We start from the raw sequence: 13,144 nt of genomic DNA, 5'->3' as shown, positions 1-13,144 counted from the left end.
AAATGCTACGAAGATGCTTTGCTAGTTCGCACCAGTCAGGCTTTGCCACAAAATTATGCTGAAACTGCTTTTAACTTGGGGTTAGCTTACATAGATGCAGAAAGGTTTGCAGATGCTTACAACATTTCTAAATCTGCCATTGACACTGTAGAATTTCTGCGGGGTGAAATTTTCTCTGGCGATGAAATCAAGCAAAAACTTGCGGAAGAATGGAATGCGCTTTATCGCCGCATGGTAGAAGTTTGTCTGGAATTAGAATATTACGACCAAGCAGTTGAATACATTGAACGTAGCAAGACGCGTAACTTAATAGAACTGTTGGCGAATCAAGGTTCACCAGAACTACAGCAGTTACAACAAATAATCGTCGAACAAAAGCTTAACCTAGAAGTTGCAGCGAAACCGGACTCACTAACCCCAAAAGTAGCAGCGATGAATATATTGGTTTATCAAGTGGCTTTCTTAAAGCCGGCAGTTCTAGCGTAGTCAGTAGTCTGTGGTCGGTGGATGACTTTGCTACCGCCTTATTAATGATTCGATTTTATGACAATCTGTATTCTTTACCCATTGCCCAAGCACTTTGTCAAGCCCAGCAGTGGTTACGCAACGCCACCCAACCCGATTTAATCGATTGGACTCAAAATCACCCCAAAATCAATATGACCCCATTCTCAAAGTGTTGCACACTCCAGTGACAAATCGCTTTACCGCAGCGATCGCTTACAGTTTACTTTTTGGCTTCGCTATAGGAATCTTAATTTGGGCTGGCGATAAACTTTGGCAGTCCCATAAGCGCAAGCGCCAGCAATAATTGGTCTTTATCAGACGCGATAAATCGCGTCTCTACATCAGGCTTTTTGGCTGAAATGAGTATTTGAGACTGGTGTTTGGCTTGGCGTTTGCAAATAACGATAGAGGCGATTGAGAGCATTAATGTAAGCATAAGCTGCTGCCACCACAATATCAGTATCAGATGCTTGCCCAGAAAATATCCCTTCTTGATGCCCTATACGAACTGTGACAGTTCCTAATGCATCAATACCTCCAGTTACCGATTGCACAGAAAACTCGATTAATTGATTAGGAATCTGTGCTAGCCGATTGATTGTTTGATACACTGCATCGACTGGCCCAGTGCCTACTGTTGCATCTGTCAAGATTTTGCCATCTGGCGTAACAATTGTAATGGTTGCGGTTGGGCAAGTGCAGTCGCCGCAGATCACTTGAATGTGTTCAAGTTGAAAGCCGCTTTCTATTTGAATCTGGGTTTCATCTCGCACGATCGCCTCTAAATCCCAATCTGACATTTCCTTTTTCTTGTCGGCGACTTCTTTGAAACGATTGAAGGCTTTATTCAAATCTGTCTCGTTCAGTTCAAATCCCAATTCTTTGAGTCTGGTGCGGAAGGCGTTACGTCCAGAGTGCTTGCCCAAAACAATGCGATTTTCTGGTAAACCGATCGCAGTGGCTTCCATAATTTCGTAGGTTTGGCGGTGCTTAATAATACCATCTTGATGAATACCAGACTCGTGGGCGAAAGCGTTTGCTCCTACAATTGCCTTATTTGGCTGAATCAGCATTCCTGTTAATTGGGAAACCAAAGATGAGGTTTTATAAATCTCTTGGGTTTTGATATTAGTTAAGGGTGCATCTGATTCCACTGGACGACCAAAGTAAGGATTAAAGAAGGGTTTACGCACCTGCAAAGCCATTACAATCTCTTCTAGTGCTGCATTCCCTGCACGTTCCCCAATGCCATTAATCGTACATTCTACCTGACGTACACCATATTCAATTGCTGCCAAAGCATTGGCTGTTGCCAAACCCAAATCATTTTGGGTGTGAACAGAAAGAATCACTTGATCAATATTGGGGACATGTTCTCGAATTCCTTGAATCAGATTGCCCATTTCTTTGGGTGTGCAGTAGCCAACGGTATCGGGAATATTGATTGTGGTTGCACCAGCCGCGATCGCTGTTTCTAAAACTTGATAAAGAAACTCCGGCTCAGTCCGACTGGCATCCATCGGTGAAAATTCTACATCATCTACAAACGACTTGGCATAAGCAATCATTTCTGCTGCGATCGCTAAGACTTCGCTTTGAGACTTTTTCAACTGATATTTGAGGTGAATATCTGAAGTTGAAATCATCGTGTGGATTCTAGAACGAGCCGCAGGTTTTAAGGCTTCGGCGGCTGCTTGAATATCTTGGCGAATGGCTCTGGCCAAACTGCAAATAATGGGGCCCTCAGGTGTTCCCACTTGTTCAGCAATGATTTTAACAGCTGCAAAATCTCCTGGACTGGCAACGGCAAATCCGGCTTCAATTATATCAACACCTAAAGGAGCCAGTTGATGAGCGATCGCTAGCTTCTCTTCTACATTTAGGGTTCCCCCTGGTGACTGTTCACCATCTCGTAGTGTTGTATCAAAAATGATAACTCGGTCTGCTTGAGATCCAATGCTCATAACTTTCTCCCGTAGGTTAAGGGAATTATTGTTGCTTGCTTTGGATATTGTATACAATTTCATGTATATTGTATACAATATAAAATATGAATTTAAATGAATTAGCCGCCAATGTGCTGCAACAACAACGCAGTACCCCAGGTTTAATTGCTGATGCTTTGCGTGAAGCAATTTTGCAGGGTATTTTTCAAGAAGGCCAATCTCTTAGACAAGATGAAATCGCTACTCAATTTGGAGTCAGTCGTATTCCTGTACGCGAAGCGCTCAAGCAGTTAGAAGCCGAAGGCTTGGTGACGCTGCATCTCAATCGCGGTGCAATGGTGTCGGTGTTGACAGCCAATGAGGCGCAAGAAATTTGTGAAATCCGTAGCGCTTTAGAGGTGACAGCAATGCAATTGGCAATACCCAAGTTAATTGCAGCAGATATAGAAAAAGCTGCCGTAATTTTGGAAGCGACTAACCAAACCAGCGATGCAGGAATGTTGGCAAAACTCAACTGGGATTTTCACGCTACACTCTACGCCAGTGCAGAACGTCCGCGACTGTTAACAATAATTAAAAACTTGCACGTCAATTGCGATCGCTATGTGCGGGTACAATTAACGCAAATGGATTACCAAGAGCGATCGCAAAAAGAACATTATCAACTTTTAGACGCTTGTCGTCAGCGGGATAGTAAAGCGGCTGTGCGGTTATTAAAACGACACATCGACACCGCAGGAGAGCAGTTAGTTGCTTATTTACAGGAAAAGGCCCAAAAGCGGTAAATTTTCGGAAATTCTAAGAACTCCTCAAAACGCTGTTTTCGGTAAAACATCATGTCCCGAATAACAAAGAGTGCCTAACGATTACCAAAAAGTCAACTTTTAGCTATTAAAGTCAGGGAGTCATCTGTTTAATTCATTTCGGACAGTCTGAACAAATTCTTGCACAGCATCGTACTGGTCAGGCATAGCAATATAACGTAGCAGTAGAGTGGGTTCTAAATCAGGAAAAAACCCACTCCGGTCTACTTCTTCATATTCTCTCTGCTCATTAAGACGGAATATTTTAATAGAGTTAGATTTCCAAAACCAGACTTCAGGCACTTTTTTGGGTTTATATAAATCCTTCCTGTTAATCGTTCCACTGGTGATGATGACTTCAATAACGATATCAGGAACTTCTCTTTTGGTGCCAACACTGTAAGACTCATCGGGTGTACCAGAAGCATACCCTGGTTCTTCCAAAGTATACCCACCACGACCATAAAATCGGATACCCAACTCTCTCATGTAAGCTTCTAGCAAATAACCCAGAGTTCTTTTCACCGATTCATGTTCTTCACCTATTGGAGACATAATTTCTAACATTCCTGACAAATAAGACAATCGGACATTATGGTTGTCCAATAGCTGCGCTTCAATTCCTTTGAATTGCTCCCAGGAAACATCCTTTAAAGTTACCAATTTTTCTTCTGTAGACTGTTCTACAAGTGGGATGCTCATATCAACAACTTCCTTAAAAGCCTGCGACGACCAGCAAATGTGGAACAAAGAAACAAGGTGTGTAATTAATTCTACACAAACCACATTGCTAAAACGCCCCTTGATCAACCATTTCAGCCACACATCTGGTCAAAGCCTGTAGTTGAGCATAATAATAGCATTTGACCGAATTGGAAATGCGATCGCTACTTTGTTGCTAACTCAACTCTGACAGTCACTTTATATATGCTTTTACAAAATCATTAACCTTTAAAAAACTTAATCTTCATCTATAACGATATATCGCGATATATCGTATATTAGAGAAAGTTGATTGAGAATTTACTTATGTTTAGACATTTTCGGTTCCGCCCAGTACCTGCATGGGTTGGATTTAGTGAAGACGAGCCATTACTTGCCAGTCATTTTTTCCAGCACGGTAAACATCATGATAGACATCATGGTAAGCACATTGGCGATGAAATGTTTGGTCGTGGTTGGGGTGATGAGTCCCGGACTCGCCGGGGTGATATCAAGTTTTTGCTATTAGAATTGTTAAGCGATCGCCCCAGTCATGGTTATGACCTAATCAAAGCAATGGAAAATCAGTATGGTGGTTTTCGTCGCCTCAGCCCTGGTTCAGTGTATCCAACTCTCCAACTGCTGGAAGAAGGAGGTTATTTAACGAGCGAACAGATTAGCGGTAAGCGAGTTTATACAATTACAGACCAAGGCAGACAACTGTTAGCAGAACGTGTGCAACAGGAGAATACAGACTCGCCTAAAGATGCTTTCAAAAGCTTTTTCAAAGGCAAGCCTCAAGAATTTATGGAGTTGCGGAATGAAGCAACAGAGTTGGCTGCTGCTGTGATGCAGGTGGCTCGTAGTGGAAATGTGGAGCGAATGAATCTAGTACGTGAGCTGCTAGAACAGACTAAACGGGAAATTTACGCGATGCTGGCAGAAAAGTAGGTCAAGAAATCTTTTATGAAGAAACTGATCAAGCGGCTCAAGAAAATTATCCAATACATGATTGAGCAGTTTTTCCCGCAACCTGAATTAGTTTCAGTGCCAAATCCTCGTCCTGTCAGTATTCCCATTCCTACTGTTTCTCCGCGTTGGCAGTCTGGTTTGGTGCTTGTATGTTCACAATGTGCTAATGAACAACCGACTAATTCCCATCGCACTGGTAGAAAGTCAACGGCTGCGGAAGACTTAGAGAATTGGTTGAAATCTCGACTAAAATTTGATGGATTATGGGGTGAATATCGGGTTGTTAGCACTAGTTGTTTGGGAGTTTGTCCGCGGGGGCGGGTAACTGTAGTCCTTGGCAGTGATGCGGGCGACAAAGGTCTATGCTTAATTGTCAATCCCCAGAGCGATCGCGAGCGTCTTTACTCATACATTAAGCAGAAATAGGGCATAGGGTTAGGGACTAGGGGCTAGAGTGGAGTTTTTCATCCACTTGCTTTTTCAAGTAATAATAGTCACTTTTCCAGTATCCAAGTCATAACGACCTCCGACAATTTTGAGTTTGCCGGATTTTAGCCGTTCGCTTAAGAGTTGCGATCGCTGTAACTGTTCAATTTGATATTGTACATTTGCAACTACAGCGTTTTCAACTGCGTCACCTGGCTGATTTTTGACCCTGGTAACAGCTGGCTGAATTGCTTTGACAAAACTACCAATGTCACCAAGCAGCTTTTCTTTTTGTACAGCTGCGGTAACAGCCCCACATCGCTCATGACCCAGTACCATTAGCAGTGGCGTACCTAATAGTGTCACCGCATACTCAATACTGCCTGTTATTTCAGGTGTAGCAATATTCCCCGCAACCCGAACATCAAAAATATCTCCTACACCTTGATCGAAAAGAATTTCTACAGGTACGCGAGAATCCGCACAAGTGAGGACAGTTGCAAATGGATGTTGAGCTTGGGCAACTTCCTGCAACCGCGTTGCTGATTGATCTGGGTATTGGGGTTGATGCTGGATAAACCGCTGATTTCCTTTGATTAGCTTTTGTAGTGCCGCATCAGGACTAAGAGATTCAGGAGTTTTCGGGGGTAATTCTGCGGCTTTAGCAGGTTGAATCTGCCAAAGTAAATCGCTTACCATTATCCCAAATGCTCCTGTGACTCCTAACTTTAAAAAGTCACGGCGTTCTATGAAATGCTTATTTTTATTTAGGTTCATAATTTCCTTATAAAGACGCGACGCATTTTATAGACCTAATCTCCATAACATCTGAAATGTAACAAGTACCCCCAAATTTGTTGAGTAGTGGTTTGATGTTTTCGACTACAGGTTTGACGTACTCTGGCATGCAAAACGCGATGATGTAAACGTTATCGAGCATTGTCATATCTAAATCTTCCGCCACACCTCGTAACCCTTTGCCTGCGACATTGCGGATTACAGCATGACCATGTACGCCTGATTTATCTAAACCATCTAAAATTCTGCTCAACTCAAACGCATTGGCAATAATTTCTATCTTTTTGACTAAGTGCATTTCATTACCTCCAAAATAGGTTGATTCCGTACTGATATAACGGAATTCCTACAATAATATTGAACGGGAATGTCACTGCCAGAGCAGTAGAAACGTACAGGCTGGGGTTTGCTTCTGGAACAGTTAAGCGCATAGCCGCTGGTACAGCAATGTAAGAAGCACTGGCACACAGCACGGCAAATAAGAGTGAATCTCCTTGAGGCATACCAATGATTTTGGCAATCAATAACCCAATGCCTGCATTGACTATTGGAATTAGTATGGCAAATAAAATCAGGAAAACTCCGGTTTTTTGCAAGTCTTTAATTCTTCTGGCAGCAACTAGTCCCATATCCAGTAAAAAGAAGGTGAGAACCCCATAAAACAACCCCTGCGTAAAGGGTTCTAATACTTGCCAACCGTGTTCTCCTGTCAATACGCCAATTATCAGACTACCAACCAACAGAAAAACTGAACTATTTAAAAATGCCTCTTGCAAAACTTCCGGCCATGAGAACTCCCGCTTTTCGTCAACGGTGAATATATTCACCAAAATCAAACCAACAATGATCGCTGGAGATTCCATCAAGGCAAGGGCTGCCACCATATAACCATCAAAATCAATGCCTAGTTCACTCAAAAAGGCGCTAGCAGTGATAAAGGTGACAGCACTAATAGAGCCGTAGGTGGCAGCGATCGCCGCAGCATCGTAAGTATCTAGCTTGATTTTTAGGATAAAAAAGGTATAAACTGGGACAATACAAGCCATTAATATTGCCGCCAAAAGTGTGAAAACTACTTCTTGAGTAACTCCGCTTTTGACCAGTTCTACTCCTCCTTTAAAACCAATTGCAAACAGCAGATACAGTGAAAAAAGTTTCGGTATAGGGGCAGGAATTTCTAGATCGGACTTGACAAAAACAGCAGTCATCCCCAGAAAGAAAAAGAGGACTGGCGGATTTAAAAAGTTGGAAATGATCAAGCTGGCATCCATTTCCACCCCTCCTCATACCGATGAAGTCGGCAATTCCAGAAATTTTTCATTTTAAAAAATTTAACGGCTGAATCATGATGTATCGTGTATTGCTACCCCATGTCAATTGGGTGAGCAAGTATCTCAAATGCCATTGGTAGGCTGCATCGTTAACGTGAGTTCAACGTTGGTGTTGCAAAAATATTGTTGGAGAGAAAGCGGTGTATAAATCAGAACTAGTAAGGCAACCGTTTTAAGGCATCAATTGTTTTTGTCCTCTGCAAATGAATGAACGTAGAGTAGATAAGGACACTTTGACAAAAATTCAGATGCTTTTTTATGAGCATCAGGGTTATGAATATGAGCTGGCGTGGATCGAATTATGCCATTAAACAAGTCATCGAAACCGTAGGGGGTAAAAAACTGCCATTGCCCTTGCAAATCTAGTTTGACTCCCACAGCAGTAGCAGTGTGCAACCAATCTGTAATACCATCTTCTGTACTCATGTAAGGTCGGCTACCAGACCGCCAACGAGCAAAACTAGCTTGATTTTTCACATCAAACTTTTCACCAGGAAATTGTTCTGTGAGGCTTGTCTTGGCTGCTAGTTCCTGGGAACGGTTTCCGGCTTCATCAAAAAATGCAATATCAAAGTCTTTAACAAATAATCCGCATTCCTGACCAAATATGGAATGCCAAACTGTGTTACGGACTGCACCTCCTGCTAACCACCAGTTAGGCAAGTTGAGTTGAGCGATCGCAGGTAATACATTACCAATAACTGTATTAACTAAGATACTTTGTAAGCGAATATTATTATTATTCATCTCAAATTTTTGAGTTGGTCAACTAGAAATCGCCAGGATACATAAAAATCACCTTCTGAGTATCCTGGATTTAAGCATCGCAACTATCCTAAGTATAAGTATAAAATTAGGTATTTTCATCTAGTTGATTGGCACAAGTGGCAGTTTACCTCGATAACAGTCAGAACAATTATTATTTTTGTATAAAAAAAACAAATATGATTATGCTAAACTTGATAAAATTACTTAACAGTTCAAGTTCCATAACACAACGTGCAAACGCTCCACCCCGACATCAAGCAAGTAGCGGTTAATTACGTAGAGCTAAGTGATTTTAATTATCATCCCAAGTATCATCAATGGCGATCGCTTGCACTGGAAAAAATTCCAGATACAATTCTGGCAACCAAGTAGGAGTAGACACTAATTATGCAGCAGTTGTGTGGCAAATAGGATAGAATTAGCGATCGCTGTTGTAAAAAAACTCTGACATCTGCCTAATGGCAATAATTTTTCCGTGAAGGGCATGGTTCAAGGTATACCGATGCACTGACTATCTATAACGAGTAGGCCATTTGTATGATAGTTGTCCTTAAATAGAAATAATAAATCAGTTGCTGCAAGTTTTGTTTTTGACAACTTCACTTTTGGCGTTAGAATCAAAACTGGATTTTCAGTTGAGGAGGTGGTGATTTGAAGGCAAAAATGCTGTAGCCTTTAGTACTGACAGTATTTGAGAGGACAACAATTAAAAAACATAAATACTCGTAGATATGCGGAGAAAGCGACTCAGAAAAAGTCTAGCTAGGCAAAATATCAGAAAAATGGCATAAAAAATAAAATTTCATATCACAATTGTCTAGCCGACTCATTAAATATTTATAGGAATCCATAGTTTAGTATGCAAGAAAGATTTTTGCTGATTCCTATTGGCTATTGATTGGTAATATCACAAAAATTAAGGAGCAAATTATCCTTTTTTAAACACAAAAATTTTTCCAATAGCATTGATTTAACTAAATGTTAAAAATTGATTAACGAAATCTTAAGAATAAAGAACACAATAGCATAGATACTATACTTTAACAGCGTTAACACTTTTTAAAAGGGTTATTGATTAGGATGAAATAGTCAAAATTACCAGGTTAAGTACAATTCAGATATTCATAATAAATAACAGGGAAATCGACCGATGTCTAGAAAAAGTTATAATGTCAGAAAGTCTTCTCAAGTTTTAACTAGTAGTGCAACAACAATATTTCATAATTTTAAAGAAACTCTAGAATGTTGGCGTTTCCGCCTATTGGAATCTATACCTTTTTTAATTGCTTGTGCTGTCTTTTTAAGCGTTATCAGTCTCAAAAGTCCTATTCTGCTTTTTTGTCTGCTATTTGGCAGTTTAACCGCAATAGTAATTAATAAAATTGGACAACAGTTAGATTTGCCCAAAAGATGGCTCATTCCATTACAAATCTTGGCAGTAGTCGTCATTCTAAGTTTATTTTGGTTAGATTACTTCGCAGCCCCGGCTCAAGCACAGTTTTTTAAGAGAGCTGAAGATTTTTTTAGAAATAATCTTACACAAGGCGCAACAGCAAATAGTGGAACCCAAGCCGCAGTGAGTTTAATCTTTAATGTACTGCGAGGAATTTATTTACTGTATATAGCAATTTCTCTGATTGGTGTAATTAACGCAGTGCGTAAAGATGAAGATTGGCAAAGTATTGCTAGAGTACCATTATTAGTTGTAATTGCTGTTACTGTTGCCGATGTTCTCACAGGTTTTGTAATTGGTGATACGAGTAATTAATTCATCATTGAGAAATTTGTTATGTCTGAAAAACGAGAACAAGATTTTCGTCCAGTCAATCAAATTCTAGGATCGCAACCATCATTAGGGCCACTTCCTGCGGATCAAATTTTCCCTTGGATAGTTATTGCCTTGACTTCTTACTTTATCGTCAATGGAATTTTTGGCGGACTTTTTCCAGATGATTTTCAAAGAGGATTATGGACAGTATTAATTGCCGGTTGGGGAATAGCTACTTGGTGGATATTAACTGGTGGTAGAAGTTGGCGCTTTTTAAGCAAATTTATTGGAGTTCCCACTTGGACTAGAGGCTTTGCTCGTTATCAAAGCTTGCTGGAAGTTAAACATGAAGCAAAAAATCGGAAAGAAAAGCATCGGCGGCATCGCAGGTCAAGAAGCAAGATTAACACCATTTGAAGATGCTTTACATTTAGCGACAATGCTACGTATCTCTCTTAGCGGACGTGATATTGGTGCTTATATTTTGGCCAAAGGAGTCCAAAGAGATAGGTTTTGCTTTGTCTTTGGTTTTGAATGTCGGGGCATTCATACTACCTTAAGAGATGAACAAATAAACACAATATTTAATAATATTGAATCTGGCTTAAAAGACATGCCTGACGGTGAAAAAATGACACTGCACATGGGGTCTTTTAGCTCAGATAAACAGCGACAAAAAGAATTAGCAGATTTAATCAAGCGGACACCATCACGAGATATTAAATATTTATTGATGGCAGAACGAGCCAGAGCGCAAGAATTAACTAATTCTGGGATTCGTAAGCCTAAATTTTTGCGGATTTACGTTACTTACACTATTGAACCAAATGCTGGTCATGCAGATGATTGGATAGAGAAGTTTTTAGCCAGAGCAGAATTATGGTGGTTAAGATTTAAAGGTGAGTTGGAAGAGATTGAAAATCAACGTATTGAAACTATCATTACAAATGCTTACCAACAAGGTTTTTGCCGCTGGGAGCAGCTTTTATCTAACAAAATGGGATTGGACATCAAGCCTTTGACGGCTGATGATCTTTGGGAACATATCTGGAGGCGATTTAATGATACACAGCCAATAGAAATTCCTCAATTAATTCATTTAGATGAAAATGGACTGCATGAACAAGTTTCTTCCGACTTAGATAGTAGCAAATTGCTGATAGAAAATATCCACAGTACAACTTTGCTGATGGAGTCTAATGTACCTAGTGCCGATCGCCGTTGGATTAATGTTAAAAATCGCTACATTGGAGCGCTAACTTTTTTAGAGAAACCCGGTGGTTGGTCGAATAAATTTGCCCAACTACGATATTTTTGGGAACTACTGGCTAGAGAAACAGTAGTGGATACAGAAATTTTTTGTCAGTTAACTGCGGCCAATCCAGCATTTGTGAAAACGACCCTACAACGAGTGCTAAAGCAGTCAAACATGACAGCGATGATGGCTCAAGATAAAAGTAAAACTATTGATGTCAACGCTCAATTAAAATTAAAGAAATCGGTAGCAGCACAAGAACAGTTATATGAAGGAGCAGTACCGATTTATACAGGTATTGCGATTTTTGTCCATCGCTCTAGTGTAGAAAAATTAGATGAAGCTACCAGATATATTGAAAACTGTTTTCAACGTCCAGCACAAGTAGTTAGAGAAACAGAGTATACCTGGAAAATTTGGCTGCAATCTTTACCTATAGTTTGGGAGGGTTTATTAGTTAAACCTTTTAACCGCCGTCAGTTGTATTTAACGAGTGAAGTTCCAGGATTAATGCCTTTAGTACTGACTAAAGCTGGTGATAGTAAAGGCTTCGAGTTAATTGCCGAAGAAGGAGGTACACCTGTACATTTAGATTTATTTAACCAACACAAAAATTTAGCATTATTTGCGACAACTCGTGCTGGTAAATCAGTTTTGGTATCAGGAATATTAACTCAGGCTTTAGCTCATGGTATTCCTGTAGTGGCGTTAGATTTTCCCAAACCAGATGGTAGCTCTACATTTACTGACTATACAGAGTTTATGGAGGGCAATGGCGCGTATTTTGATATTTCCAAACAAGCAAATAATTTATTTGAGCAGCCAGATTTGCGATCGCTCTCTTTAGAAGAACAGCGCGATCGCTTGCTAGATTACACTGCATTCCTCGAATCAGCTTTAATGACAATGGTTTTAGGATCATCTAGTGAAAATCAACTCCTAGCGCAAACTGTACGTTCCCTACTCAACTTAGCTTTAGGAGCCTTTTTTGCTGATGAAGGCATCAAAGAACGGTACCGCCAAGCAATGGCTGGCGGGTTCGGTTCCCAGGCTTGGCAAAAAACCCCGACCTTAAAAGATTTTCTCTATTTTTGCTCACCCGAACATCTACTGTTAGATTCTCTCAGTGGCAGAGTTGAAGATGCTCTCAGTCAAATTCAATTACGCCTGCGGTTTTGGCTTTCTAGTCGTGTGGGACAATCCATCTCTGCACCAACTAGCTTTCCTACAGATGCTCAACTTTTGGTTTTTGCTTTAAGAAACTTATCAGATAACGAAGATGCAGCAGTACTATCTTTAAGTGCTTATTCCGCAGCATTACGACGGGCATTAAGTAGTCCAGCTTCCATATTCTTCATTGATGAAGCCCCAATTTTATTTGAATTTGACCAAATTTCTGACTTAGTTGGCAGAATTTGTGCTAACGGCGCTAAAGCTGGGATTAGGGTGATTTTATCAGCCCAAGACCCCGATACCATTGCCAAATCTAAAGCAGCATCTAAGATTTTGCAAAACTTGACAACACGATTGATAGGACGCATTCAACCAGTTGCGGTAGATAGTTTTATCAGTATTTTAAAATATCCCCGTGAAGTTATTTCACGTAATGCCACAGAAAGCTTTTTTCCTCGCAGAGAAGGCGTTTACAGCCAATGGTTACTAGATGATAATGGCATTTATACTTTCTGCCGCTATTATCCAGGTTACGAACAATTAGCAGCAGTTGCGAATAATCCTAATGAACAATCTGCACGCAAACAAGCGATGCAAGACTACAGCAATAAATACGAAGCGATTTCTGTATTCGCACGCCAGTTAGTGGCTTCGCTACGAGGTGGTTAATAGTAATTGAAAAAATCACACATGAT

At 40.4% G+C, this 13,144-nt stretch carries 14 protein-coding genes and 1 pseudogene; 9 read left to right on the top strand and 6 right to left on the bottom strand.

Features of this window, described 5'->3' with window-relative positions; genetic code table 11:
* From I8751_RS00520 to I8751_RS00510, 3 genes and pseudogenes are all read left to right on the top strand, one after another.
* Positions 1-486: pseudogene (locus tag I8751_RS00520) on the top strand (hypothetical protein); the annotation flags it as partial.
* Positions 441-695, top strand: coding sequence for a CHAT domain-containing protein (locus I8751_RS00515; RefSeq protein WP_318780274.1), 255 nt, complete (start codon positions 441-443; stop codon positions 693-695). The pseudogene I8751_RS00520 and the gene I8751_RS00515, both read left to right, overlap by 46 nt.
* On the top strand, positions 596-811 hold the full coding sequence (locus I8751_RS00510; RefSeq protein ID WP_214437217.1) for a hypothetical protein: 216 nt from the start codon (positions 596-598) through the stop codon (positions 809-811). The genes I8751_RS00515 and I8751_RS00510 overlap by 100 nt, the downstream gene beginning before the upstream one ends.
* 37 nt (positions 812-848) lie before the next feature.
* On the opposite strand, the gene I8751_RS00505 is transcribed toward I8751_RS00510, so the two are convergent.
* Positions 849-2,471 carry a 2-isopropylmalate synthase gene (locus I8751_RS00505; protein ID WP_214437216.1) on the bottom strand — a complete coding sequence of 541 codons (1,623 nt, stop codon included), beginning with the start codon at positions 2,469-2,471 and terminating at the stop codon, positions 849-851.
* A gap of 86 nt (positions 2,472-2,557) precedes the next feature.
* On the opposite strand from I8751_RS00505, the gene I8751_RS00500 reads away from it, so the two are divergent.
* A complete protein-coding gene (locus tag I8751_RS00500; protein WP_214437215.1) occupies positions 2,558-3,238 on the top strand; it encodes a GntR family transcriptional regulator in 681 nt (226 codons plus the stop codon).
* Between the two features lie 120 nt (positions 3,239-3,358).
* Here I8751_RS00500 and I8751_RS00495 read toward each other — a convergent pair whose 3' ends face one another.
* Positions 3,359-3,958: a Uma2 family endonuclease gene (locus I8751_RS00495; RefSeq protein ID WP_214437214.1), complete on the bottom strand. Its 600-nt coding sequence runs from the start codon at positions 3,956-3,958 to the stop codon at positions 3,359-3,361.
* A 327-nt stretch (positions 3,959-4,285) separates the two neighbouring features.
* On the opposite strand from I8751_RS00495, the gene I8751_RS00490 reads away from it, so the two are divergent.
* Positions 4,286-4,909: a PadR family transcriptional regulator gene (locus tag I8751_RS00490; protein WP_214437213.1), complete on the top strand. Its 624-nt coding sequence runs from the start codon at positions 4,286-4,288 to the stop codon at positions 4,907-4,909.
* A 15-nt stretch (positions 4,910-4,924) separates the two neighbouring features.
* Complete coding sequence (locus I8751_RS00485) at positions 4,925-5,356, top strand: (2Fe-2S) ferredoxin domain-containing protein (RefSeq protein WP_214437212.1); 432 nt, start codon at positions 4,925-4,927, stop codon at positions 5,354-5,356.
* Between the two features lie 54 nt (positions 5,357-5,410).
* Here I8751_RS00485 and I8751_RS00480 read toward each other — a convergent pair whose 3' ends face one another.
* The 4 genes from I8751_RS00480 to I8751_RS00465 form a co-directional block, all read right to left on the bottom strand.
* On the bottom strand, positions 5,411-6,133 hold the full coding sequence (locus tag I8751_RS00480) for a carbonic anhydrase (RefSeq protein WP_225893875.1): 723 nt from the start codon (positions 6,131-6,133) through the stop codon (positions 5,411-5,413).
* Between the two features lie 7 nt (positions 6,134-6,140).
* Entirely contained in the window at positions 6,141-6,452 is a 312-nt protein-coding gene (locus tag I8751_RS00475) for a P-II family nitrogen regulator (RefSeq protein ID WP_214437211.1), read from the bottom strand.
* Positions 6,453-6,456: 4 nt separating this feature from the next.
* Positions 6,457-7,425: a sodium-dependent bicarbonate transport family permease gene (locus I8751_RS00470; RefSeq protein WP_214437210.1), complete on the bottom strand. Its 969-nt coding sequence runs from the start codon at positions 7,423-7,425 to the stop codon at positions 6,457-6,459.
* A gap of 240 nt (positions 7,426-7,665) precedes the next feature.
* Positions 7,666-8,232: a nucleotidyltransferase family protein gene (locus I8751_RS00465; RefSeq protein ID WP_214437209.1), complete on the bottom strand. Its 567-nt coding sequence runs from the start codon at positions 8,230-8,232 to the stop codon at positions 7,666-7,668.
* A 1,171-nt stretch (positions 8,233-9,403) separates the two neighbouring features.
* On the opposite strand from I8751_RS00465, the gene I8751_RS00460 reads away from it, so the two are divergent.
* The 3 genes from I8751_RS00460 to I8751_RS00450 are packed head-to-tail and all read left to right on the top strand — an operon-like array spanning position 9,404 to position 13,118.
* Positions 9,404-10,021, top strand: coding sequence for a hypothetical protein (locus I8751_RS00460; protein ID WP_214437208.1), 618 nt, complete (start codon positions 9,404-9,406; stop codon positions 10,019-10,021).
* 21 nt (positions 10,022-10,042) lie between these two features.
* Positions 10,043-10,438: a hypothetical protein gene (locus I8751_RS00455; protein ID WP_214437207.1), complete on the top strand. Its 396-nt coding sequence runs from the start codon at positions 10,043-10,045 to the stop codon at positions 10,436-10,438.
* Complete coding sequence (locus tag I8751_RS00450) at positions 10,368-13,118, top strand: hypothetical protein (RefSeq protein ID WP_214437206.1); 2,751 nt, start codon at positions 10,368-10,370, stop codon at positions 13,116-13,118. The genes I8751_RS00455 and I8751_RS00450 overlap by 71 nt, the downstream gene beginning before the upstream one ends.
* The last annotated feature ends 26 nt before the right edge of the window (positions 13,119-13,144 follow it).

This window comes from Atlanticothrix silvestris CENA357, assembly GCF_016056295.1.
In the GTDB taxonomy this organism is placed as follows: Bacteria; Cyanobacteriota; Cyanobacteriia; order Cyanobacteriales; family Nostocaceae; genus Atlanticothrix; species Atlanticothrix silvestris.
The sequence above is the reverse complement of the archived record's forward strand: the minus strand, read 5'-3'. Positions and strand labels throughout refer to the sequence as shown.